Genomic DNA, 24,271 nt, shown 5'->3' with positions numbered 1-24,271 from the left:
TCGCATTCACGGGAAGCTGTTGGCGCTTCGACGTGCTAGCGGGGGATTCCAGCCGGGCGAGACGGCGTTGGCCGAAAGTGATCGCCTCGGTTTTTCTTTTCAGCCTGACCGGATCATCCGCGCACGCAGGGCGCTTGGCAGTTGCGCATGAGTGATCGTCGGTTCGGAGGCGGATGGGTCCACAGCGTCATGGGTCAGCGACCACGACAGGTCGGTGACCATGGCAAGGAGGCCCTGGCGCCGTGCCGTCGCCGGTCGTCGAGCACCATCCGGACATGGGTCCGCGGATACGCGGGCGCCAACTCAGGAGCGGTGAAGTGAGAATTCGATCAGTGTTTCGTCCGCAATCCGTCCTGCCCGAACGGCGCGAGTCCGATTTCGCGCCCATACGCGCTTGTGCGATGGAGGAGTGTTGAACGAAAACATAACGGGGGCGTCACTCCCCGGGACGGTATCGCAGAGATTAATGGAACTGCTCGACCGTTACCGGCGGATCGACGAGACACTCGCGGCCGGCGACACGGAAGGCACGCCCGACGGCGACGACGGCACGGGCCACGGCACCACGACCGACCGGACCACGACGGCCCGGCCCACGGCGGGCACGGGCTGCGCCGACGTCCACCGGGCGCGCATCGAGCGCTTCGTCGAGCGCCGGGAACCGATCCACTTCGTCATCCCCGCGTTTCCCGCGAAATCGCCGAACCGCAGCAAGGTGTTGGGCGCGCTGCCCGATCTCGGGGAAAATCTGGCGCTCGGTTTCCTCCAGTCACTGTGCGACTACATCGGGCACTTCTACGAGCCGGGCGCCCGGATCACCATCTGCTCCGACGGCCACGTCTTCGGTGACGTCGTCGGCGTCACGGACCGCGCCGTGACGGAATACCGGCAGGCCCTGGCAGAGATGATCACGGAGTCGGGCTTCGCCTCGCTCGACCTCTTCGGCCTCGACGACGCCTTCGGCACCGCCGACTACCCGAAGCTGCGCCGCCTGCTGGAGGAGAACTACTGCGCGCCCCTGACGGAGCTGCGCGACAAGGTGCGCGCGGACCGCACCACCCAGGCGCTGTTCAACGGCATCCACCGGTTCATGTTCGAGGACGCGGTGGCACGGCGCGGCGAGCAGGTCACCCGCAGCCAGCTCCGCAAGGACTCCAAGGAGACGGCGTACCAGACCATCCTGCGCAGCAACGCGTGGAGCCGGGTCGTCGCCGACAAGTTCCCGCAGGCGGTACGGCTGTCCATACACCCCCAGCCACCGGACTCGGACAAGCTGGGGCTGCGCCTGCTGCGCACGAAGGACGGCTGGCTGACCCCCTGGCACGGCGTGGTCCTGGACGACGGCGTCAACCGGTACCTGGTCCGGCGGTGGGACGCCGAGAAGGTGCACGGCTCCGTCGTCTGGCGCAACGGCCGTCCCAGCCACTTCGTGGCGCCGCACCTGTCCGTGACCGCCTGAGGCGGTGTCCGGCCGCGGCGCGCGAGCGCGCCGCGTGGACGCACACCCAGAAAGGAACACCACGACATGACGATGTCGACGCCTGCCCTCAGGACGCTGAAGCACACCCCGCTGCGCCCCTTCGGCCGGGTGATCGAGGCTCCGGGCGGTGACACACCGGTCGGCGCCATCCCGGTGGACACCCTGGCGCGCTGGACCGAGGAGTCCCGCGTGCTCGTGCTGCGCGGCTTCCGGCTCATGGGCACCCAGGAGTTCGCCGACTACTGCCGCCAGTGGGGCGAGGTACTGAAGTGGGAGCCGGGGGAGGTCATCGACCTGATCGTCGAGGACAACCCGCGCAACTACCTGTTCGCCAGCGGCGACGTGCCGTTCCACTGGGACGGCGCCTTCGTGGAGGCCGACCCGCGCTACTTCTTCTTCCAGTGCCTGGACGCGACCGCGGGCGCCGGCGGGGAGACCGTCTTCTCGGACACCACGGCCGTCTACCGGGACGCCGACGCCGCCGAGCGCGAGCGCTGGGAGCGGATCAGCGTCACCTACACCACCGAGAAGATGGTGCACTACGGCGGCGAGGTCACCGAGCGGCTCGTCGCCCAGCACCCCGGAACCGGCGTGCCCGTGCTGCGCTTCGCCGAACCGCTGGACCCGGCCGTCTACAAGAACCCGGTGTCCGTGCACGTGGACGGTGTCGACGCCTCGGAGGCCGACGCGTTCGTCGACTCCCTCGCCGAGCGGCTGCACCGCCCCGAGTACTGCTACGCCCACGACTGGCGCAAGGGCGACATCCTGATCGCCGACAACTTCGCGCTGGTACACGGACGCAACGCCTTCTCCGGGCCGACCGCCCGCCATCTGCAACGGGTCGAGGTCATCTGACCCTCCCGGCAGCGTCCCGAAAGAGGCAACCGTTCCCAGCACAGGTGGAGCTAGAGCATGAGTATCGGCATCGTGGGCACCGGCATCTCGGGCCTGCACCTGGCCCTGAGACTGCGGCAGTTCGGTATCGACGCCACCCTGTACACGGCTCAGGACCCGGACGGCATCCGCAGCGGACCGCCGTTGAACTTCGTCACGCGGTTCCACTCCACCCGGGAACGGGAGCAGGCGCTCGGCCTGACCGAGTGGGCTTCCGACGCGTACGACAACGCCTGGATGCACCTGTCCGTCGAGGCACCCGGCGGACCGTCGTTCCGCGCCGAACTGCCCCACCCGGCCAGCTCGGTCGACTTCCGGATGTACCTCGCCGCGCTGCTCCAGGAGTACCAGCGGCGCGGCGGGGACACGGTCCGGCGGCAGATCACCGACCGGGCCGGCCTGGCCCGGCTGGCCGAGGCGCACGACCTGGTGGTGGTCGCGGCCGGCCGGGGCGGACTGGGGGACACGTTCCCGCGCGACCCGGCCCGCTCGCCCTACCGGGAGGCACCGCGCCACCTCGCCGGCGGGCTCTTCCACGGCGTCCGGCCGCCCGAACCGCCGGGCATGACCATGCACATGCTGCCCGGGGCCGGCGAGATCCACGCCCCGACCTACCACTCCTTCGCCGGACAGGTGACGGCGGTGCTGGTCGAGGCGGTACCGGGCGGCCCGCTGAGCGCGGTCACCGACCACGACCACGACCCCGGGCGCTTCACCAAGGAACTGCTGCACCTGATCGCCGCGCACGCGCCCGCGCTGCACGCCCGGATCGACGAGCGGGAGTTCGCCCTGACCCGCCCCGCGGACATGCTCCGCGGCGCCGTGCCGCCGATGGTCCGGCACGGCTGGGCCCGGCTCACCGACGACCGCTACGCGCTGGCGATCGGCGACGCCTGGATCACCAACGACCCGCTCACCGCCCAGGGCGCCAACCTCGGCTCCCGGCTCGCCTTCCACCTCGCCGACGCCCTGCGGGCGCACGGCGGTGCCTACGACGAGGCGTTCTGCCGGACGGTGTCGGACCAGATGTGGGCGGCGGCCCGGCCCGTCGTGGACTGGACGAACCAGTTCATCGGGCCGCCCCCGGAGCGGATGGGCACCCTGCTGACCGCCGCCGCGGCCGACCAGCGGGTGGCGGACGCCTTCGTCGCCCGTCTGGACGACCCGGCCGCCATGTGGCGGGCCGTCGGCAGCGAGCAGGGCACCGAGGAGTTCATCGCACAGGCACAGTCAGTGAGGAGCACGGTATGAAGGTGCAAGTCGGTCTGGTCTGGGACGCGGTCGGGCGGATCGAGGGCGGCCGGCAGCTGCTCCAGGTCGCCCGGCAGGCGGGTGCGGACACCTTCCTCGTCTTCGACCACCTCGTCAACGTCTTCCCCCGGCAGGCCTGGGACACCGATTTCAGCTACGCCGCCGCGGAGCTGCCCACCCCCGACCGCTGCCTGGACTTCGCCACGGTCCTCGGCAACCTCGCCCCGGGGGCCGGTCCGGTACGGCTCGCCGTCGGCGTCACCGACCCGCACCGCCGGCACCCGGCCGTGCTCGCCCAGACGGCGCTGACCCTGGCCCAGCTCACCGAGCGGGCACCGGTGCTCGGCATCGGCGCGGGCGCGCTGGAGAACCTGGTCCCGTTCGGGGTGGCGCACGACGACCAGGTGGGCCGGGTCGAGGAGGCGCTGCGCGTGCTGCGGCTGCTCCTGTCCGGTGAGGGCCCGCACGACTTCCAGGGCAGGTACTTCACCCTGGACCGGGCGATCATGGGACTGCCCGCGCCCGAGGGACGTACGCCGCTGATCTGGCTGGGCGCCAACCACCGGCGGATGCTGACCCTGGCCGGCCGCTACGCCGACGGCTGGCTCCCCTCGGAGCTGATGAGCCCCGACGAGTACGCCCGGCGGCTGGCCGTGGTGCGCGCCGCCGCCGCGGACGCCGGCCGGGACCCCGGCGCCGTGCTGCCCGCCGGCGGTGTCCCGATCGTGGTCGCGGAGACCGACGCGGCCGCCCACGAACTGCTGCGCGCCACCCCGATCCGCTTCCTGGCCCTGCACGCCGGCGCCCGGGCCTGGCGCCGGCACGGCGCCGCCCACCCCTTCGGGGAGCACTACCGGGGCCTGGTGGAACTGCTCCCGCACCTGCTGACCCGGCAGGAGGTCGCCCGGGCGCTGGCGGCCGTCCCCGAGGAGGTCGTCGCCGACCAGGTCATCGTCGGCAGCCGGGAGACCGTGCTGAAGCGGATCGGCGAACTGCTCGACGCCGGCATGCGCCACCCCATGCTGATCCCCGCCTCCGCCCTCGCCTCGCCCGAGGCCGCCGGATACACGGTGGAGTCCGTCGGCTGGCTCACCAGCCGGCTGCGCTCCGGGGCGGGCGCCGAGGAGGTGTCCGCATGAGCGTCGGCATCGTCGGCTCCGGCATCTCCGGGCTGCAACTGGCGCTGCGCCTGCGGCAACTGGGCGTGCCGGCCACCGTGTACTCGGAGCACGACATCGACGGCCTGCGGACCGGCCGGCCGCGCAACTTCCCCGCCCGGTTCGGCCGCACCCAGCAGCGGGAGCGCGAACTCGGCGTCTTCGACTGGGACTTCCCCGACGCCCAGGTCCAGCACTGGGCGGTCACCGCGCACCCCGGGGGAGGGGAGCCGCCGCTGCGGTTCCTGGCCGGCCTGGAGCCGCCCTCCAGCGTCGTGGACTTCCGCATCTACCTGCCGCACCTGCTGTCCGCGTGGGTCGGCCGCGGTGGCGAACTGGTCACCGGCGAGCACGAGGTGGCGGACCTGGCGGCCCGCCACGACCTCCTGGTCGTCGCCAACGGCAGCCGCTCGATGCGGGGGCTGTTCCCGGCCGACCCCGGCCGCTCGCCGTACACCACGCCGCAGCGCGTGCTGTGCGCCGGGATCTACCACGGCATCGCCGAGGAGGTGCCGCACTCCCTCGACATCCACTTCCTGCCCGGCGCCGGCGAGATCCTGCGGCTGCCGTTCTACTCGACGGCCGGGCGGGCGGACGTCCTCGCCTTCGAGGCCGTGCCGGGCGGCCCGCTGGAAGCCGTCTGCCACGTCGACGCCGGCGCCGACCCGGCCGGCTTCCACCGGCAGGTCCTCGACCTGGTCGCCGAGCACGCCCCCGACCTGCGGGAACGCGTCGACACCCGGGCGTTCGCCCTGACCGGGCCCGGCGAACTGGCCCAGGGGGCGATCACCCCGGTGGTCCGCCGGGGCTGGGCACGGCTCGACGACGGCACCTGCGCCCTGGCGATCGGGGACGCCTGGATCACCAACGACCCGCTCACCGCCCAGGGCGCCAACCTCGGCTCGCACACCGCCTTCGCCCTGGCCGACCTCCTCGCCGGCGCCACGGGGCCTTTCGACGAGGCGTTCTGCCGTACGGCCTCGGCGCGGCTGTGGGAGCACGCGCGGCACGTCGTGGAGTGGAGCAACGCCTTCCTCCAGCCGCCGGCACCGCACGTGGCCGGGCTGCTCGGCCGGGCGGCGGCGGACAAACGGATCGCCGACGCCTTCGTCAGCCGCTTCAACGACCCCGTCGCGATGTGGCGCACCCTCTCCAGCCCCGAGGGCGTGGCCGCCTTCGTCGCCGGCTGCGAGACCGACGCGCCCGCACCGGTCGGCGCGCAGGGCGGCTGACCACAACCGGCCGCCGCCTCGCCGCCGCCTTGCCGGCCTCTCGCGGCGAGGCGGTGGAAACCGGCGGAAAACGACCGAGAACCAGCACGATATTCGGCACACAAGGGAGCACGATGACCTTCCCGGACATGGTCCACGACGAGAAGGGCCGCCTCATACCCGAGTCCGAGCAGACCGCGGTGTGGCTGCTCGGCGGCCTGGCGCAGATACGCGTGCCCGGTTCCGCGACCCGGGACAGCTTCACGGTCGTCCAGCACACCGGAAACCGCGGGTACAACACCCCGCTGCACATCCACGACTACGAGGACGAGGTCTTCATCGTCCTGGACGGCACCCTGCGCATGATCTGCGACGGGGAGGAGCACATCGCGGAGGCGGGCACCACGATGATCGTCCCGCGGACGGTCCCGCACGGCTTCGTGACGACCTCGGGCAACGCCCGCTTCCTCACCATCCACTCCACCCCGCAGCCGGACCGCAGGCCGCAGTTCGACCTGTTCCTCAAGGCGGAGATCCCGCACGCCAAGACCCTGACGCTGCCCACCGAGGACGTGGGCGGCCCGGACCTGGACCACATCATCGCCCTCGGCTCGACGTACGCCTACCGGTACGCGGGCCCGCCGCCCGCTCCGTAACCGCCCCGACCGGGCACCCCACGGCGGGTCGACAGAACATATCCACCCCGACAGAAGAGACACCATGTCGTTGAAGCTCCTTTCCCTGATGCTGTGCGTGTTCGGCATCACCACCGGTGAATTCGTGATCGCCGGCATCCTGCCGGACGTCGCCGGTGACCTCGACGTGTCGATCCCCGCCGCCGGACTGCTGGTCACGGCGTACGCCATCGGAATGATTCTCGGCGGTCCGATCATGACCGCGCTGACCGCGCGCTACGCGCGCAAGCCGCTCATCGTGGGCCTGCTGGTCGTGGTCGTCGTCGGCAACCTCGCCTCGGCGCTGGCGCCCGTCTACTCCGTGCTCTTCGTGGCCCGTGTGGTGACGGCCCTGGTGACCGCCACGTTCTTCGCCAACGCCATCGTCATCGCCGCTTCCACCGCGCCCGAGGGCAAGCAGGCGTCCACCGTCTCCAAGCTGGTCTTCGGCATGAACCTGTCGATGATGCTGGGCGCGCCCCTCGGCACCTTCATCGGCAACCACTTCGGGTGGCGGGCGACCTTCGGCACCATCACCGTGGTCTGCCTGATCGGCCTGCTGCTGGTGCTGCCCCTGGTCCCGGCGGTGGAGAGCGCGACATCGGGCGGCTCCGCGGTGGCCGAGCTGCGCGTGTTCCGCAACCGCAACGTGCAGCTGGCCATCCTCATCACCGCCGTCGCCAACATGGGCCTGCTGATGGTCTTCACCTACTTCTCCCCGCTGCTCACCGACGTCAGCGGCTTCGCCGAGGGCGCGGTCGCGCTGCTGCTGCTGGCCTACGGCGTGGGCGCGGCGGTCGGCAACTTCGCCGGCGGCTGGCTGTCCGACCGCGCGCTGATGCCGTCGCAGGTGGGCCTGCTCGGGCTGCTCACCGCGGGCCTGGTGGTCATGTGGGCGGTCAGCGGCAGCACCGTCGCCAGCGCGGTCATGGTGTTCGTGATCGGCGCCCTCGGCTTCTCCGTCATCCCCGGCATGCAGACCCGCGTCCTCACCACCGCCAGCTCGGCGCCGACCCTGGCGATCGCGGTGAACGCCTCCGCCTACCAGATCGCCGCCGCCCTGGCCGGCTGGATCGGCGGCCGCATCATCGACGGCCCCGGCCTCAGGCCGGTCTACCTGGCCGCCGCCGCGGTCACCGTCCTCGGCATCCTGCTCAGCTGCTACGCCTGGTACCGGGACCGCGCGACGGCCGCGGCCGGCGTGGAGGGCAAGACGACGGAGACCTCGCCGGCCTGACCCGCCGCCCGGCGGAGCCACCGCTCCCGGCCGGGCAGGACGGCCCCGCCGTTCGCACCGCACCCGGCCCCGTCCCGCACGGGGCCGGGCAGGCCCCGCCGGGAACACCCGGCCGACACCTCACGAGGGGGAACAATGAGCCGTGAGTCCGCCCTGGTCACCGGCGACTGGGCCGAGCAGCGCCTCGGCACCGCCGGGACGGTGCTCGTCGAGACCGCGAACGACGACACCGACTACCGCAAGGGCCATCCGCCGGGCGCCGTCTTCATCAACTGGAGCGAGTTCCAGGACGACCTCAGGCTCGGCGTCATCGGCCGGGAGGCGTTCGAGGAGCTGATGCGGGCCAAGGGCATCGCCGACGACGACACCGTCGTCCTGTACTCCGCCAACGCCAACCTGCTGGCCGCGCTGGCGTACTGGTACCTCACCTACTACGGCCACCGGTCCGTGCGGCTGCTCGACGGCGGACGCGCCAAGTGGGAGGCGGAGGGCCGGCCCCTCTCCGCCGAACCGGTGCGCCGGCCGGCGACCCGCTACCGCGCCGCCGGCCCCGACGCCTCGGTCCGGGCGCTGCGCGACGACGTGCTCGCCGCCCTCGGCACCCACACCATCCTCGACGTCCGCTCGCCCGAGGAGTACGCGGGCCGCGTCTTCGCCCCCGGCTTCGCGGGCGAGGCGTTCGCCCCCGGCAACAACCCGCACGAGGTGGCGCAGCGCGCCGGCCACGTGCCCGGCGCGCTCAACCTGCCCTGGGACACCGCCGTCCACCCCGACGGCACCTTCCGCTCCGACGAGGAGCTGAGAAGCGCCTACGCCGCTGCGGCGCCGGACCGCGGCGCCCTCACCTACTGCTGGGTCGGCGCCCGCTCCGCGCACACCTGGTTCGTCCTGCGGGAACTGCTGGACCGGCCCGACGTGCGCAACTACGACGGCTCCTGGGCGGAGTACGGCTCGCTGGTCGGGGTGCCGGTCGAGCGGGGCGAGCGCACCGCCTGACATCCGCTCCGCCCGACACCTCCCCACCGCACCACCGACAACCCGAAGGGGGCAGGGCCGGCACTCCGGGCCGGCTCATCACCTGATGACCGAACGTGACACGAACCGCTCCACCGCAGGCAGCTCCGCGCCCGGCCGGCTGCACGGCAAGGTCGCCCTGGTGACGGGCGCCAGCTCGGGCATCGGCGAGGCCGCCGCCAAGGCCCTGGCCGCCCAGGGCGCGAGCGTGGTCCTGGCGGCCCGGCGCGAGAGCGAACTCGACCGGGTGGCCGCAGAGATCACCGCCGCCGGCGGCGCCGCCCTCGCCGTACGCGCCGACGTGACGGCGGACGAGGACCTCGCCGCCGCGGTGCGGGCGGCCGAACAGCACTTCGGCGGGCTCGACATCGCCTTCAACAACGCCGGGGCCCTCGGCTCCATGGGCCTGATCGAGGAGCAGAAACCCGAGGCGTGGGCCGAGGACATCACCCTCGTCCTCACCAGCGTGTTCCTCTCCATGCGGCACGAACTGCCGGCCATGCGCCGGCGCGGCGGCGGCTCGATCGTCAACAACGCCTCCCAGCTCGGCGTGGTCGGCTTCGGCGCCGGCATCAGCTCCTACGTGGCCGGCAAGCACGGCGTGGTCGGCCTGACCAAGGCCGCGGCGCTGGAGTACGCCCGCCACAACATCCGGGTCAACGCGCTCGCGCTGGCGACCGTGGACACGCCGATGTACCGCGCCTCCGTGGGCGGCAGCCAGGAGATGGCCGACATGTTCACCAGCCTGCACCCCCTCGGCCGTATCGGCAGCCCGCAGGAGGCGGCCTCGGCCGTGGCCTACCTGGCGGGCGACGACGCGGCCTTCTTCACCGGCTCGGTGCTGGTCATGGACGGTGGATGGAGCGCGCAGTGATCCCCGCGGCCGCGACCGAGCCGGACCACGTCGGCGACGGGCTGCCCGCCGTCGTCGGCGCCGGGCTCCGGGTGCCGCTGGTGACGGGCGGGTGGGTGCCGTACGCCGGACTCGACCACGCCGCGAGCACCCCCAGCCTGGTCGCGGTGCGGGACGCGGTGGACGCGCTGCTGCCCTGGTACAGCAGCGTGCACCGCGGCGCCGGCTTCGTCTCGGCGGTCGCCACCCGCGTCTACGAGCAGGCCCGGCGGGAGGTGCGGCGCTTCACCGCCGCCCCGCCGGACGCCGCGGTGCTGTTCACCCGCAACACCACCGACGCGCTCAACCTGCTGGGCCGCGCCCTGCCCGAGAAGACGACGGTGTTCCGGTTCTCCACCGAGCACCACGCCGCGCTGCTCGCCTGGCGCGGCCACCGGGTGCACCGGCTGGCGCCCCCGGACAGCCCGGCGGACGCCCCCGCCGTGCTGGCCAAGGCGCTCGCCGACGCGCCCGACGGACCGAAACTGGTCGTGATCACCGGCGCCTCCAACGTCACCGGCGAGCTGTGGCCGGTGGCGGAACTGGCCGAGGCGGCCGCCGCGCGGGGCGCGCGCACCGTGCTCGACGCCGCCCAGCTCGCCGGGCACCGGCCGCTGGACCTGGCCGGCTGGGGCGTGGACTGGGTGGCGCTGTCCGGGCACAAGATGTACGCGCCGTTCGGGGCCGGCGCCCTGGTGGGCGCCGCCGACTGGCTGGCCGCCGCCGACCCCTACCTGGCCGGCGGCGGCGCCACCGCGGCGGTGGCCGAACAGGACGACCGGACGGCCGTCACCTGGTCCGGACTGCCGCACCGGCACGAGGGCGGCTCCCCGAACCTGGTGGGCGCCCACGCCATGGCGGTCGCCGGCGGCGCGCTGGCCGGCGCCGGCTGGCACACCCTGATCCGCCACGAGGAGGAGCTGACCGCCCGGCTGCGCGAGGGGCTGGCCACCATCCCCGGGGTGCGGGTGCTGAACCTGTGGCCGGGCCGGCACCCCCGGCTCGGCGTGGTCTCGTTCAGCGTCGCCCGCTGCGGCGGCGAACCGGCGGACCAGCGGCTGCTGGCCACCGCGCTCTCCGCCGAGCACGGCATCGGCCTGCGCGACGGCGCCTTCTGCGCCCACCCGGCCGTCCGCGCCCTGCTCCGGGACGCCGACGGCCACCAGCCCGACCGGGCACTGCGGGCCAGCGTCGGCCTCGGCACCACCGCCGAGCACGTGGACCGGCTGCTGACCGCCCTCGCCGACCTGGTCCGCACCGGACCGCGCTGGGCCTACGGACACCCGGAGGAGGGATGGCGGCCCGTACCGGACCCCCGGCCGGCACCCGGCCTCGTACGGTGAGCCCGGAGCGTGGCCGCCGGGGCGCGGCCACGGCCCGCGACCCCCTCTCGGAACACAGCGTGGAGGCACCACTGAACACCGCATCACCGCAGCCGCGGGGACCCCACGGCACCCCGCCTCCGGCACCACCGGACACCGCGCCCGGCGCGGCACCGCGGCCCGCCCCGGGCACCCCGGGACGGCCCGTCCGCCGGTTCGGCGTCATGCTCTACCCGGACCAGCCCTTCCCGGTCCTCGCCGAACGCCTGCGGCTGCTGGAGGACCTCGGCTTCGACCAGGTCTTCCTGCCCGACCACAGCGCCGACCTGCGAGACGCGCGCCGGCCCTGGTTCGACAGCTGGTCGGTGCTGGCCACGGCCGCCGTGGTGACCCGCCGGATCAGGATCGGCACCCTGGTCGCCAACCAGATCCTGCGCCCGCCCGCCCAGCTCGCCAAGCAGGCGATCGCCCTGGACCACCTCTCGGGCGGCCGCTTCGAACTGGGCATCGGGGCCGGGATCTTCCCGTGGGACCACTTCAGCGTGGGCCAGGAACCCTGGTCCCCGAAGGAGCGGGCCGAGCGGTTCACGGACTACGTCACGATCGTCGACGGCGTGCTGCGCGGCGGCGTCTTCAGCCACCAGGGCAGCCGGCTGTGGGTGAAGGACGTGGTGACCGTGCCCGGCTCCGCGCAGCACCCGCGGCTGCCGGTCACCGTCGGCGGCCAGTCGCCGACCCTCATCCGGGTCGCCGCCGCGTTCGCCGACGCGTGGAACACCCACGGCCCGCCCGGCGCGAGCGCCGCCGAGGTGCTCGCCATCACCGCCGAACAGAACGAACGGCTCGACCGGCTCGCCGAGGCCGCCGGCCGGGACCCCGCGGACGTCCGGCGCTCGTACACCGTCTTCGGGCCGTGGGACCCGAGGGCCGGACAGCACACCTACGAGGAGATCTTCGAGCGGTTCTCCGCCGCCGGTGTCTGCGAATTCGTCCTCGACTGGCCGGGGGAGGCGCATCTGGAGGAGTTCGAACGAGTCGCCCGTGAGGTGATCCCGCCGCTGCGGGCCGGCTGACGGTACCCACCGGGCCGCCCGCACCAGCACATCACCTCACGAGCACCCACGACGCGATCCTGTGCCGGGTGTCCCGGCCGCGAAGCGCCGGCCGGGACACCGTTTTGCCGCACGGGGGATCACAGCGATTCGGCAGTCCCAACACATTCGGGGTTCTCACCCAGGACACCCAGGATTCGCGTGAAGGTGTGACACACATGACCGAAGACACCACCCGCCACCCGGCCGGCCTCACGGTCACCCGGGCCGACCGGCAGTACGCCGATCTGGTGAGCGGGCTCAACCAGCGTTACGTGGCCCGGCCCGAGTCCATACGGCTCGTGCGGTCCACCGACGAGGTGGTGGCGGCCGTCCAGCAGGCCGTCGACGAGGGCAAGCGGATCAGCGTCCGCTCCAGCGGCCACTGCTACGAGGACTTCGTGCACCACCCCGACGTCCAGATGATCGTGGACATGTCGGGCATGAGCGCGGTGTACCACGACGAGCGGCGCGGCGCCGTCGCCGTGGAGTCCGGCGCCACCAACCTCCGTACGTACCAGACCCTCTACCCGGAGTGGGGCGTCGTCGTCCCCACCGGGTTCTGCTACTCGGTCGCCATGGGCGGCCACGTCAGCGGCGGCGCCTGGGGGCCGCTGTGCCGCCTGCACGGCCTGGTCGTCGACCACCTCTACGCGGTGGAGGTGGTCGTGGTCGACGCCCGGGGCAAGGCCCGCGCGGTGGTCGCCACCCGCGACGCGGACGACCCCCGGCGCGAGCTGTGGTGGGCCCACACCGGCGGCGGAGGCGGCAACTTCGGCATCGTCACCCGCTACTGGTTCCGCTCCCCGGACGCCCGGGGCCGCGACCCGCGCGGACTGCTGCCGAAACCGCCCGCGGAACTCCTGGTCAGCGCGGTCGGCTGGGCGTGGAGCGAGCTGCGCCGGCAGGAGTTCCACCAACTGGCGCGCAACTACGCCGACTGGCACGTCGCCCACCGCGCGCCCGACGACCCCCACCGCGCGCTCATCAGCCAGCTCGTCCTCAACCACCGCTCGGCCGGGCAGATCGGCCTGCTCGCCCTGGTCGACGCCACGGCCCCGGACGCCGAGCAGATCCTCGCCGACTACCTCAAGCACATCGGCTACGGCATCAGCGCCGAACACGGCGCGCTGACCCGGCACATGGGCGACCTGCCCGCGCTGCCCCAGTTCGCGGCGCCCCGCCGGCTGCCCTGGCTCCAGGCGGTGCGGATGCTCGGCACCACCAACAGCCTCCTCAACGACCCCACGCTGCGCGCCGAGTACAAGTCCTCCTTCATGCGGGCGGCCTTCCCCGACAGCCACCTGGAGGCGCTGTACAAGCACCTCACCCGCGACGACATCGACAACCCCGGCATCAGCGTGCAACTGACGTCCTACGGCGGCCGGATCAACGCGGTGGACCCCGCGGCGACCGCCGCCCCGCACCGCGACGCCGCCTTCAAGATGCTCTGGCAGGTGTTCTGGAACGACCCCGACGACGACGACCGGTACATCTCCTGGGCCCGCGAATGCTACGGGGAGGTCTACGCGGACACCGGCGGCGTCCCGGTGCCGAACGAGGTGACCGACGGCTGCTACGTCAACTACCCCGACATCGACCTCGGCGACCCCCGGTTCAACACCTCCTCCACCCCCTGGCACACCCTCTACTACAAGGACAACTACCCGCGCCTGCAACGCGTCAAGGCGAAGTGGGACCCGCGGAACGTCTTCCGGCACAGCCAGTCCGTCCAGCCGCCCGCCGCCTGACGGGCACCCCCGCCGGGAACCGTCCCGGCACGCACCGCGCGGCGCCCGGCACCCGGGGCGCCGCGCGGCACCGCCCGCCCGCCCGCCGGCTCACCGTCCGCGCACCCGCATCCCCCTCTGCCCGCCGTCCGCGCACCCGCATCCCCCTCCGCCCGCCGTCCGCACGCCCGCCGTCCGCCCCGCCGTCCCGGCGATCCGCGAAGGAGCCCTCGATGACGCCGACGTCCCTGGTCGCGATATCCGGCAGCCCTTCGGCGCGCTCGCGCACCGCCCTGCTCACGGCCCACGTGCTGGACCGGCTGGCCGGGGCGGGACTGACCGCCGAGCACGTCCGGGTCCGCGAGCTGCCGCCGGCCCCGCTGCTGGCCGTGCGGACCGAGGAGCCCGCACTGCGCCGGGCCCTGGACGCGGTCGCCGCCGCCGACGGTGTCGTGATCGCCAGCCCCGTCTACCAGACCGCCTACAGCGGCCTGCTCAAAGCCTTCCTCGACCTGCTGCCCCAGGCGGGCCTCGCCGGCAAGACGGTGCTGCCGCTGATGACCGGCGGCACCCTCGCCCACGCCCTCGCCCTCGACTACGCGCTGCGGCCCGTCCTGTCGGCCCTGGGCGCCCGCCAGGTGCTGCGCGGCGCCTTCGTCCTGGACCAGAGCATCACCCGCGGCGACGACGGACCGCCGCGCCTTGCCCCGGACGCTGAGGACCGCCTGGCCCGCGCCGTCGAGGAGTTCACCACCGCCCTCCTGCCCGACGGACGGGTCGTCGTGGGCTGACGGGCCCGGCCGAGCCTCGTGTCGCGGACCGTGCCGGCCGCCGCGCGCCGCACGCCCTGCCCGCGGGTCCCGGCCACCCGCGTGGCATCATCGGCGGGGTCCGGGACCACGCCCCGGCGAGCCGCGGGCCCGAGCCGCACGTCGTACGAGGAGCACGAGAAGCACGATGAACCCCGCTCTGCTGGACGACTTCTCCCTGGAGATGACCGGCAAGGACGTGCCCCGGCTGGAGGAGGCGCGCGACGGCATCCCGCCGGGCACCCGGATCAACATCACCTTCCTGGCCGGCGAGGACACCGCGACCCGGCTGGCGGCGGCCCGCGCGGTCAGCCGGCTGGGCTTCGTCCCCGTACCGCACGTCTCCGCCCGCCGCCTGCCCTCCCGCACCGCCCTGGAGGAGTTCCTCGCCGGGCTGGCGGCCGACGGCACCGTCGATAACGTGTTCGTCGTCGGCGGCGACCCGGCCCGCCCCGAGGGCCCCTACCCGGACGCCCTCTCCGTGCTGCGCACCGGGCTGCTGCGCCGCCACGGCGTCCGGCACGTCGGCGTCACCGGCTATCCCGAGGGCCACCCCGGCATCACCGACCGCGTGCTGTGGCAGGCGCTCACGGACAAGGCGGCGGCCCTCGCCGCCGACGGCTTCGGCGGCGACGTCATCACCCAGTTCGGCTTCGACGCCGACCCGGTCCTCGGCTGGCTGGAGGCCCTTCGGGCCAAGGGCGTGCACCTGCCCGTCCGCGTCGGCGTCCCCGGACCGGCCGGCGTGCGCCGGCTGCTGGGCTACGCCACCCGGTTCGGCGTCGGCACCAGCGCCTCCGTCGCCCGCAAGTACGGCTTCTCGCTGACCAACCTCGTGGGCACCACCGGCCCCGACCGCTTCCTACACGCGCTGGCCGACCGGTACGACCCGGCCCGGCACGGCACCGTGAAGGTGCACTTCTACACCTTCGGCGGCCTGCGCACCACCGCCGAGTGGATCACCGGCTTCCGGGACCGCGGCGCCCTCACCGCAGCCACTTGAGCCGGAAGAGTCCCTGGCCGGAGCCACGTACGTGTCGGATTCCCGCCAGCTTCCCGGGCCCCCGGTGGCCGATGCTGGACCCATGGCGACAGCGACACCACTCGACCGGGAGCACTGCGTGCGCGCCGTGCGGTCCAAGGACGCGCGGTTCGACGGCTGGTTCTTCACCGCCGTCCTGACCACGCGGATCTACTGCCGGCCGAGCTGCCCGGTCGTGCCGCCCAAACCGGAGAACATGACGTTCTACCCGAGCGCCGCCGCCTGCCAGCAGGCCGGCTTCCGGGCCTGCAAGCGCTGCCGCCCCGACACCAGCCCCGGCTCCCCGGAGTGGAACCAGCGCGCCGACCTGGCGGCCCGCGCGATGCGGCTGATCGCCGACGGCGTCGTGGACCGCGAGGGCGTGCCCGGACTGGCCGCCCGGCTCGGCTACAGCACCCGGCAGGTGGAACGCCACCTGCTCGCCGAACTCGGCGCCGGTCCGCTCGCGCTCGCCCGCGCCCAGCGCGCCCAGACCGCGCGGCTGCTCGTCGAGACCACCGCGCTGCCCATGGCGGAGATCGCGTTCGCGGCCGGCTTCTCCTCGGTCCGCGCCTTCAACGACACCGTCCGCGAGGTCTTCGCGCTGTCCCCGAGCCAACTGCGCGCCCGCGTCCCCGCCGCCGGCGCGGGCACCCCCGGCGCGCTCACCCTGCGGCTGCCGTTCCGCGCCCCGCTCAACCCGTCCAACCTCTTCGGCCACCTCGCCGCCACCGCCGTACCCGGCGTCGAGGAGTGGCGCGACGGCGCCTACCGGCGCACCCTGCGGCTGCCCTACGGCCACGGGATCGTCGCGCTCGCCCCGCGCCCCGACCACATCGCCTGCCGGCTCACGCTCAGCGACCTGCGGGACCTGACGGTGGCGATCAGCCGCTGCCGCCGCCTGCTCGACCTGGACGCCGACCCGGTCGCCGTCGACGAGCGGCTGCGCGCCGACCCGCTGCTCGCCCCCCTGGTCGACCGGGGCCCCGGCCGCCGGGTGCCGCGCACGGTCGACGAGGCCGAGTTCGCCGTCCGCGCCGTCCTCGGACAGCAGGTGTCCACGGCCGCCGCCCGCACCCACGCGGCCCGCCTGGTCACCGCGCACGGCAAGCCCCTGGACGATCCCGAGGGCGGCCTCACCCACCTCTTCCCGGCCCCGGAGGCGCTGGCCGCCGTCGACCCGGGCACCCTGGCCATGCCCGGCGCCCGGCGCACCACCTTCACCACCCTGGTCGGCCGGCTCGCCGACGGCGCGCTGAGCCTGGGCGTCGACTCCGACTGGGCCGAGGCCCGCGCCCGGCTGCGCGCGCTGCCCGGCTTCGGGCCGTGGACGGTGGAGGCCATCGCCCTGCGCGCCCTCGGCGACCCCGACGCGTTCCTCCCCACCGACCTCGGCATCCGGCGCGCCGCCCGGGGGCTGGGCCTGCCGGCCACGCCGGCCGCGCTCACCGCCCGCGCGGAGGGCTGGCGGCCCTGGCGGGCGTACGCCGTGCAGTACCTCTGGGCGACCGACAGCCACCCCGTCAACTTCCTGCCCGCGTGAGGAGCCCCGGCATGAGGCAGCACACCGTCATCGACAGCCCCTACGGCCCGCTCACCCTCGTCGCCGACGACGGCGCCCTGTGCGGCCTCTACATGACCGACCAGCGCCACCGCCCCGCGCACGAGACGTTCGGGACCCCGGGCGACACCCCGTTCGCCGAGGCCCGGGAACAGCTCGCCGCCTACTTCGCCGGCGAGCTGCGCCGCTTCACCCTGCGGCTCAGCCTCCAGGGCACCCCGTTCCAGCGCCGCGTCTGGGAGCAGCTCACCCGCATCCCCTACGGCGAGACCCGCTCCTACGGCGCACTCGCCGACGCCCTCGGCAACCCGAAGGCGTCCCGCGCGGTCGGCCTCGCCAACGGCAGGAACCCCATCGGCATCATCGTGCCCTGCCACCGCGTCGTCGGCGCGGACGGCGCCCTCACCGGCTACGGGGGCGGCCTGCACCGCAAACGCGACCTGCTGGACTTCGAACGCGGCACCACCCTGTTCTGACCCACCCGACGCGACCACGGGCGGTGCCGCCCGGGCGACATGCCGCCCCAGGTGACTTGCGGGCCGCGCCGCCCCGGGGCCGGTGTGTCACGCCACCCGGTGGCCGTTCTCCAGTTCCGCCGTGCCGGTGCCCTGCGCCAGGACGTCCAGGGCGGCCAGCACCCGGCGGCCGAGCGCGCCGGGCAGGTGGGCGGGGAGGCCGGCGCGCTCCACCAGCCGCCAGGACAGCAGCTCCTCCTCCTGGAGGCGGATGGCCTTCAGCTCGGTGTCGTCGAGGACACCGCCGTCGTACAGGTACGCCACCAGCGGCGGCCGGTTCGTGCCGTGCACCCAGTCCACCGCGAGCAGCCGGCCCAGCGGACGGTCGAGCCCGATCTCCTCCAGCGTCTCCCGGCGGGCGCCCTCGCGCGGCGTCTCCCCGGTGTCGGACTCGATGGTGCCGCCCGGCAGCGCCCAGCCCTCGCGGTAGTTGGGCTCCACGAGCAGCACCCGGCCCTCGGCGTCCCGGAAGAGCGCGGCGGCACCGGCGAGCACCCGGGGCAGGCCGGCGATGTACGTGGCGAAGTCGTCCGTGGTCGTCATGGGGGAAGGGTAACCAGCCGGGCCCGCCTTACGTCCCGTTACGTCCCGGCCGTCGCCAGGCGCAGGGTGCGCTCGGCGAGCGCGCTGATCCGCACGCCGTCGAAGCCGAACACCGCGCTGCGCACCGTGTCCCGCAGCGGCTCGCGCCACTGGGCCGGAATGGCGGCCGCCCCGGTGCGCACCCCGGCCACCGAACCGGCCGTCGCCCCGTTGGAGTCGGTGTCCAGGCCGCCGCGCACGGTCAGGGCGATGGTCCGGGTGAAGTCGCCGTCGCCGTACAGCAGTCCGGCGGTCAGGACGGCGGCGTTCGGCACGGTGTGGATCCAGCCGAGCCCGGCGGTCTCCTCGGCCGCCGTGGCGAGGGTCTCCGCCCAGGGCAGCCGGGCCTCGTGCAGGCTCGCGACCCGCCGTACCGTCCGGGCCAGCCGGCTGCTCGCCGGCACGACCGTCAGCGCGGTCTCCAGGGCGTCCCGGACGGTCGGCGCGGTGAAGGACGCGGCGATCAGCGCGGCGGCCCACATGGCGCCGTAGACGCCGTTGCCGGTGTGCGAGAGCACCGCGTCCCGGCGGGCCAGACCGGCGGCCCGGAGCGGGTCGCCCGGGCAGGTCCAGCCGTAGACGTCGGCGCGGATCAGCGCGCCGATCCACTCCTGGTACGGGTTGTCGTACGTCGCCGTCAGCGGCGGCTTCAGCCCGCTCGCCAGGTTCCGGTACGCGGCCCGCTCCGCCGTGAACGTCTGCAGGTACGGCAGTCTGAGCAGCCACAGGTCGCCGACCTGCTCGGTACTGAAGCCGAAGCCGTGCGTCTCCAGCAGGTGCAGGCCGAGGATCGCGTAGTCGACGTCGTCGTCCCGGCAGCTGCCGTCGACCCGGCCGCGCACACAGCCGCGCCACTCCGGGCGCAGCTCGGCGGCCTCGGCCGGGTCGGCGGGCTCCGGCAGGTAGTCGGTCAGCGGCAGGGCGGCGGCGCGGCGCAGATAGCGGTCGATGCGGTCGCGGGTCCACACCTCGCCCTGCTCGACCGGCTTGCCGAGCATGTTGCCCGCGATCCGGCCGAGCCAGCCGCCGTGGACGCGGTCGGCGAGGCCGGGGCCGGTGCGTGCGGTGCTCATGGCAGGGGTGTACCCACTTCGGCGGGCCCGTCCCCGCGCCTTCCCACGCTTCGGGCGGGGCATGACGGCGGGGGTGTCCTGCGGTTATGGTCACAGCGGCGCGACTGGCCCCGACACGCGCGGGGCCCGGAGAGCAAGGGGAACACAAGGTGGCGGACGCTGCAGTGAACGAGACCCGCCGGGTGCTCATCGCCGCGGACAAGTTCAAGGGCTCGCTGACGGCCGTGCAGGTCGCCGAGCGGGTGACGGCCGGGCTGCGCCGGGTCGTGCCGGACCTCGCGGTCGAGGCGCTGCCGGTGGCCGACGGCGGCGACGGGACGGTGGCCGCGGCGGTCGCGGCCGGCTTCGAACGCCGGGAGGCCCGGGTCGCCGGACCGCTCGGCGTGCAGGTGACGGCCGCGTTCGCGCTGCGCGGGGACACCGCGGTCGTGGAGATGGCCGAGGCCAGCGGGCTCCACCGGCTGCCGGCCGGGGTTTTCGCACCCCTGACGGCCTCCACGTACGGCTCCGGCGAACTGCTGCGGGCCGCGCTGGACGCGGGCGCGCGGACGATCGTCTTCGGCGTCGGCGGCAGCGCCACGACGGACGGCGGCGCGGGCATGCTGTCCGCGCTGGGCGCGCGGTTCCTGACCGCGCGGGGCGAGCCGGTCGCCCCGGGCGGCGGCGGCCTCGCCGACCTGGCCCGCGCCGACCTCTCCGGTCTGGACCCGCGGCTGTCCGCGGTGGACCTGGTGCTGGCCAGCGACGTCGACAACCCGCTGACCGGGCCGAAGGGCGCGCCGGCGGTGTACGGCCCGCAGAAGGGCGCCTCGCCGGCCGACGTGGCCGCGCTGGACGCGGCGCTGGCCCGCTTCGCGAAGGTGCTGGAGGCGGCGGCGGGCCCCCGGGCGGCGCAGTACGCGGCGTCCCCGGGCGCGGGCGCGGCCGGCGGCATCGGCTTCGGCGCCCTGCTGCTGGGCGCCCGTTTCCGCCCCGGCATCGAGGTCATGCTGGACGTCCTGGGCTTCGCGCCCGCCCTGGAGCGGGCCGCGCTGGTCATCACCGGGGAAGGCTCGCTGGACGAGCAGACGCTGCACGGCAAGGCGCCGGCGGGAGTGGCCGCGGCGGCGCGGGCCGCGGGCAAGGAGGTCGTGGCGGTGTGCGGGCGCCTCGCGCTGCCGCCGGAGGCGCTGCACGGCGCCGGGATCTCCCAGGCCTACCCGCTGACCTCGGTCGAGCCGGACGTGGCCCGGTGCATCGCGGAGGCCGGACCGATCCTGGAACGCGTCGCCGCCCGCATCGCCGAGGACCGCTTGCGCTGAGGAACCGCGGTACATAGACGAGGGGCCCCCTACCCGGCCGGGTAGGGGGCCCCTCGTCTGCCTATCGCTACGGCAGCTGCGCCGCCCGCGCCTCGCGGCGGTTGTCGCGGAAGTTGTTCACCCGGCGCGCCGTGGCGAACAGCGGGATCACCGCGCCCATCACGAGCTGGAGCGCGCAGCCGGTCTGGAGCAGCAGCTGACCGCTCGGGGCGTCGAAGGCCCAGGCGGCCAGCAGGCCCATGGACAGCACGATCCAGGAGAGCATCGCCCCGGCCAGCCGGCCCCGCGGCTTCGGGTACTCGACCCGGCTCACCATCAGCCACGCCGTCCCCAGGATCGCCAGCAGCGTCGCCACGAACGGCAGCTCCAGCAGCACGATCGAGACGACGGTCAGCGCGCCGAACGGCGAGGGCATGCCCTGGAACACGCCGTCCTTCATCGTCACACAGCTGAACCGGGCCAGTCTGAGGACCACGGCGAGCAGGACGACGATCGCTCCGACCGCCGCCACCCGCTGGTGCGCGTCGTCGGCGACCATGCCGTAGACGAGCACGAAGTACGCGGGCGCGAGGCCGAAGCTGATCAGGTCCGACAGGTTGTCCAGTTCCGCGCCCATCGGCGAGGAGCGCAGCTTGCGCGCCACCAGGCCGTCGAACAGGTCGAACACCGCCGCGCAGAGCATCAGGATGACCGCCGTGGCCGCGCTGTGGCGGGCCATGCCGGATTCCTGGCTGCCGGTCAGGTGCGGGATCAGGATGCCGGTGGTGGTGAAGTACACCGCCATGAACCCGCAGGTGGCGTTGCCCAGCGTCAGCGTGTCCGCTATCGAGAGGCGGAGCGAGAGAGGCATCTCCTCCTCGTCGTCCACCTCGTCGGCCTCGGGCACCCAGCCCGCCTGGGTTTCCGGATCAATCACGGTCAATGCGAGTCACCCCAGCCACGGTCTTCTGTCCGACCTCGACCGCGACCTCCACGCCCTCGGGCAGGTAGAGGTCGACACGCGAGCCGAAGCGGATCAGACCGATTCGGTCGCCCTGCTCGACCTTCGTGCCCTCCGGGAGGTAGGGCACGATGCGGCGGGCCACCGCGCCGGCGATCTGGATCATCTCGATGTCGCCGAGTTCGGTGTCGAAGTGCCAGACTACGCGCTCGTTGTTCTCGCTCTCCTTGTTGAAAGCCGGAACAAAGCCGCCGGGGATGTGTTCGACCGACGTCACCGTGCCCGCCAGCGGCGCGCGGTTCACGTGCACGTTGAGCGGGCTCATGAAGATCGCGACGCGGGTGCGTCCGTCCTTCCACGGCATGATGCTCTGCACCACGCCGTCGGCCGGCGAGATGACCCGGCCCGTGGCGATCTCGCGCTCGGGGTCGCGGAAGAACCACAGCATGCCCGCCGCGAGCGCGGTGGCGGGCACGGCGACGGCCTTCGCCGCGCCGGAGCGGCGGGCGCGGGCCAGGCTGAGGGCTGCGGTGGCGACGGTCGGGAGAAGCCACGGCGATGCTCCGCGCGCGAGGCGTGCGCCTACCAGGCTGTCGCGGTGTGCAGAGGTTTGGCTGTGGGGCATGGATGACCTTCGTAGCGGATGATGCCGCGCTCTGACGGGGGACGGCGGCTTTACCGGATCGTACCGGGCGCGGCCCACAACTGGGCAAGCCAGGAAGCCGAGTCGGCGGCTGAAGACCGCCTACGGGGTGTGATCTTCTTCTCGAAGAAAACGCCCCGTACCCGGACAATCAGCCCTCGAACCGATACTCTTCGAGCAGCCTGCGGCCGATGATCATTTTCTGGATCTCGGCGGTACCTTCACCGATGAGCAGCATCGGGGCCTCGCGGTAGAGGCGCTCGATCTCGTACTCCTTGGAGAAGCCGTAGCCGCCGTGGATCCGGAAGGCGTCCTCCACGACCTCCTTGCAGTACTCGGAGGCCAGGTACTTCGCCATGCCGGCCTCCAGGTCGTTTCGCTCCCCGGAGTCCTTTTTGCGCGCCGCGTTGACCATCATCGCATGTGCGGCCTCCACCTTGGTGGCCATCTCCGCCAGCTTGAACTGGACGGCCTGGTGCTGTGCGATCGGCTTGCCGAAGGTGTGCCGCTGCTGGGCGTACCGGACGCCCAGCTCGAAGGCCCGCTGGGCGACGCCGCAGCCGCGCGCCGCCACGTTGACCCGGCCGACCTCCACGCCGTCCATCATTTGGTAAAAACCTCGGCCGGTGACGCCGCCGAGCACCCGGTCGGCCGGAACCCGCAGGCCGTCCATGATCAGCTCGGTGGTGTCGACCCCCTTGTAGCCCATCTTCTCGATCTTGCCGGGGATGGTGAGGCCCGGACGGACCTCGCCGAAGCCCGGCTCCTTCTCGACCAGGAAGGTCGTCATCGACTTGTGCGGGGCCGTGCCCTCGGGGTGTCCTTCGTCACTGCGGACCAGGACGGCCACGAGCGAGGAGGTGCCGCCGTTCGTCAGCCACATCTTCTGGCCGTTCAGGACGTACGCGTCGCCGTCCCGGACCGCCTTGGAGGTGATGGCCGACACATCGGAGCCGAGGCCCGGCTCCGACATGGAGAAGGCGCCCCGGATGTCGCCGGCGGCCATCCTCGGCAGGAAGTGCTCCTTCTGCTCCGGCGTGCCGTGCTGCTTGAGCATGTACGCGACGATGAAGTGGGTGTTGATGATGCCGGACACCGACATCCAGCCACGGGCGATCTCCTCCACGCACAGGGCGTAGGTGAGCAGCGACTCGCCCAGGCCCCCGTACTCCTCGGGGATCATCAGCCCGAACAGCCCCAGCTCCTTCAGGCCGTCCACGATGGCTTGCGGGTACTCGTCGCGGTGCTCCAGCCCGGTCGCGACCGGAATGATCTCCTTGTCGACGAAGTCCCGGACGGTGGAGAGGATCTCCTGCTGGACGTCGGTCAGACCGGCGGTCTGGGCGAGACGGGCCATGGCTTACTTCTCCTGCTGCTTCGGCTCCGGGCGGCCCGGCTGCTCGCCGCCGCGCTCCTTGGTGTACGTCTCGGTGGGCACCATCACCTTGCGGCGGAAGACGCACACCACGGTGCCGTCCTGCTTGTAGCCCCTGGTCTCGACGTGGACGATCCCGCGGTCGCTCTTCGACTTCGACGGCCACTTGTCCAGCACCGTCGTCTCGCCGTAGACCGTGTCCCCGTGGAAGGTCGGCGCCACGTGCCGCAGCGACTCGATCTCCAGGTTGGCGATCGCCTTGCCGGAGACGTCCGGCACGGACATGCCCAGCAGCAGCGAGTAGACGTAGTTGCCCACCACGACGTTCCTGCCGAAGTCGGTCGTCTCCCCGGCGTAGTGGGCGTCCAGGTGGAGCGGGTGGTGGTTCATGGTGAGGAGACAGAACAGGTGGTCGTCGTACTCCGTGACCGTCTTGCCCGGCCAGTGCTTGTACACCGCGCCGACCTCGAACTCCTCGTACGTGCGTCCGAACTGCAT

23 protein-coding genes are annotated in these 24,271 nt (G+C 73.4%); 17 read left to right on the top strand and 6 right to left on the bottom strand.

What is annotated here, in order from left to right:
• The first annotated feature begins 466 nt into the window (after positions 1-466).
• From ACH4OA_RS12160 to ACH4OA_RS12085, 16 genes are all read left to right on the top strand, one after another.
• Positions 467-1,459, top strand: coding sequence for an L-tyrosine/L-tryptophan isonitrile synthase family protein (locus ACH4OA_RS12160; protein ID WP_397938756.1), 993 nt, complete (start codon positions 467-469; stop codon positions 1,457-1,459).
• A gap of 66 nt (positions 1,460-1,525) precedes the next feature.
• Positions 1,526-2,335 carry a TauD/TfdA dioxygenase family protein gene (locus ACH4OA_RS12155; protein WP_397938755.1) on the top strand — a complete coding sequence of 270 codons (810 nt, stop codon included), beginning with the start codon at positions 1,526-1,528 and terminating at the stop codon, positions 2,333-2,335.
• A 57-nt stretch (positions 2,336-2,392) separates the two neighbouring features.
• Entirely contained in the window at positions 2,393-3,625 is a 1,233-nt protein-coding gene (locus ACH4OA_RS12150) for a styrene monooxygenase/indole monooxygenase family protein (RefSeq protein ID WP_397968847.1), read from the top strand.
• Positions 3,622-4,764 carry an LLM class flavin-dependent oxidoreductase gene (locus ACH4OA_RS12145; RefSeq protein WP_397938751.1) on the top strand — a complete coding sequence of 381 codons (1,143 nt, stop codon included), beginning with the start codon at positions 3,622-3,624 and terminating at the stop codon, positions 4,762-4,764. The genes ACH4OA_RS12150 and ACH4OA_RS12145 overlap by 4 nt, the downstream gene beginning before the upstream one ends.
• Positions 4,761-6,014, top strand: a complete 1,254-nt coding sequence (locus ACH4OA_RS12140) for a styrene monooxygenase/indole monooxygenase family protein (RefSeq protein WP_397968845.1) — start codon at positions 4,761-4,763, stop codon at positions 6,012-6,014. The genes ACH4OA_RS12145 and ACH4OA_RS12140 overlap by 4 nt, the downstream gene beginning before the upstream one ends.
• A gap of 113 nt (positions 6,015-6,127) precedes the next feature.
• Positions 6,128-6,649, top strand: a complete 522-nt coding sequence (locus ACH4OA_RS12135) for a cupin domain-containing protein (RefSeq protein WP_365883490.1) — start codon at positions 6,128-6,130, stop codon at positions 6,647-6,649.
• Between the two features lie 64 nt (positions 6,650-6,713).
• Positions 6,714-7,904 (top strand): MFS transporter, encoded by a 1,191-nt coding sequence (locus ACH4OA_RS12130; RefSeq protein ID WP_397949144.1) that lies wholly within the window; start codon positions 6,714-6,716, stop codon positions 7,902-7,904.
• Positions 7,905-8,039: 135 nt separating this feature from the next.
• On the top strand, positions 8,040-8,900 hold the full coding sequence (locus ACH4OA_RS12125) for a sulfurtransferase (protein WP_397938747.1): 861 nt from the start codon (positions 8,040-8,042) through the stop codon (positions 8,898-8,900).
• 85 nt (positions 8,901-8,985) lie between these two features.
• Positions 8,986-9,792, top strand: coding sequence for an SDR family NAD(P)-dependent oxidoreductase (locus ACH4OA_RS12120; RefSeq protein ID WP_397938745.1), 807 nt, complete (start codon positions 8,986-8,988; stop codon positions 9,790-9,792).
• The gene (locus tag ACH4OA_RS12115) at positions 9,777-11,153 is read left to right on the top strand and encodes an aminotransferase class V-fold PLP-dependent enzyme (protein ID WP_397968844.1); all 1,377 of its coding nucleotides are present in this window, start codon (positions 9,777-9,779) and stop codon (positions 11,151-11,153) included. The genes ACH4OA_RS12120 and ACH4OA_RS12115 overlap by 16 nt, the downstream gene beginning before the upstream one ends.
• A gap of 203 nt (positions 11,154-11,356) precedes the next feature.
• Entirely contained in the window at positions 11,357-12,205 is an 849-nt protein-coding gene (locus ACH4OA_RS12110) for an LLM class flavin-dependent oxidoreductase (RefSeq protein WP_365881925.1), read from the top strand.
• Between the two features lie 197 nt (positions 12,206-12,402).
• Entirely contained in the window at positions 12,403-13,974 is a 1,572-nt protein-coding gene (locus ACH4OA_RS12105; protein WP_397968842.1) for an FAD-binding oxidoreductase, read from the top strand.
• A 212-nt stretch (positions 13,975-14,186) separates the two neighbouring features.
• The gene (ssuE, locus tag ACH4OA_RS12100; protein ID WP_397968840.1) at positions 14,187-14,744 is read left to right on the top strand and encodes an NADPH-dependent FMN reductase; all 558 of its coding nucleotides are present in this window, start codon (positions 14,187-14,189) and stop codon (positions 14,742-14,744) included.
• A gap of 166 nt (positions 14,745-14,910) precedes the next feature.
• Positions 14,911-15,765: a methylenetetrahydrofolate reductase gene (locus ACH4OA_RS12095; RefSeq protein WP_397938736.1), complete on the top strand. Its 855-nt coding sequence runs from the start codon at positions 14,911-14,913 to the stop codon at positions 15,763-15,765.
• 82 nt (positions 15,766-15,847) lie between these two features.
• Positions 15,848-17,326, top strand: a complete 1,479-nt coding sequence (locus ACH4OA_RS12090) for an AlkA N-terminal domain-containing protein (RefSeq protein ID WP_397968839.1) — start codon at positions 15,848-15,850, stop codon at positions 17,324-17,326.
• Positions 17,327-17,337: 11 nt separating this feature from the next.
• Positions 17,338-17,820 carry a methylated-DNA--[protein]-cysteine S-methyltransferase gene (locus tag ACH4OA_RS12085; RefSeq protein ID WP_365881915.1) on the top strand — a complete coding sequence of 161 codons (483 nt, stop codon included), beginning with the start codon at positions 17,338-17,340 and terminating at the stop codon, positions 17,818-17,820.
• A gap of 87 nt (positions 17,821-17,907) precedes the next feature.
• Here the strand turns inward: ACH4OA_RS12085 and ACH4OA_RS12080 are convergent, their stop codons facing one another.
• Positions 17,908-18,402 (bottom strand): NUDIX hydrolase, encoded by a 495-nt coding sequence (locus tag ACH4OA_RS12080; RefSeq protein ID WP_365881913.1) that lies wholly within the window; start codon positions 18,400-18,402, stop codon positions 17,908-17,910.
• A 38-nt stretch (positions 18,403-18,440) separates the two neighbouring features.
• The gene (locus ACH4OA_RS12075; RefSeq protein ID WP_397938731.1) at positions 18,441-19,514 is read right to left on the bottom strand and encodes an ADP-ribosylglycohydrolase family protein; all 1,074 of its coding nucleotides are present in this window, start codon (positions 19,512-19,514) and stop codon (positions 18,441-18,443) included.
• 164 nt (positions 19,515-19,678) lie between these two features.
• On the opposite strand from ACH4OA_RS12075, the gene ACH4OA_RS12070 reads away from it, so the two are divergent.
• Positions 19,679-20,815: a glycerate kinase gene (locus ACH4OA_RS12070; protein WP_397969027.1), complete on the top strand. Its 1,137-nt coding sequence runs from the start codon at positions 19,679-19,681 to the stop codon at positions 20,813-20,815.
• A 67-nt stretch (positions 20,816-20,882) separates the two neighbouring features.
• On the opposite strand, the gene pssA is transcribed toward ACH4OA_RS12070, so the two are convergent.
• The 4 genes from pssA to ACH4OA_RS12050 all read right to left on the bottom strand — a co-directional run bounded on the left by pssA (position 20,883) and on the right by ACH4OA_RS12050 (position 24,271).
• Positions 20,883-21,701: a CDP-diacylglycerol--serine O-phosphatidyltransferase gene (gene pssA / locus ACH4OA_RS12065; protein ID WP_365941804.1), complete on the bottom strand. Its 819-nt coding sequence runs from the start codon at positions 21,699-21,701 to the stop codon at positions 20,883-20,885.
• Positions 21,702-21,723: 22 nt separating this feature from the next.
• Entirely contained in the window at positions 21,724-22,380 is a 657-nt protein-coding gene (locus ACH4OA_RS12060; protein ID WP_030346776.1) for a phosphatidylserine decarboxylase, read from the bottom strand.
• A gap of 169 nt (positions 22,381-22,549) precedes the next feature.
• Complete coding sequence (locus tag ACH4OA_RS12055; protein WP_397968837.1) at positions 22,550-23,755, bottom strand: acyl-CoA dehydrogenase family protein; 1,206 nt, start codon at positions 23,753-23,755, stop codon at positions 22,550-22,552.
• Positions 23,756-23,758: 3 nt separating this feature from the next.
• Positions 23,759-24,271, bottom strand: a complete 513-nt coding sequence (locus tag ACH4OA_RS12050) for a MaoC family dehydratase (RefSeq protein ID WP_397938929.1) — start codon at positions 24,269-24,271, stop codon at positions 23,759-23,761.

Origin of the sequence: Streptomyces sp. NPDC017095 (assembly GCF_044332325.1) — a bacterium.
In the GTDB taxonomy this organism is placed as follows: domain Bacteria; phylum Actinomycetota; class Actinomycetes; order Streptomycetales; family Streptomycetaceae; genus Streptomyces.
This window is presented reverse-complemented; position numbering and strand designations above follow the sequence as displayed.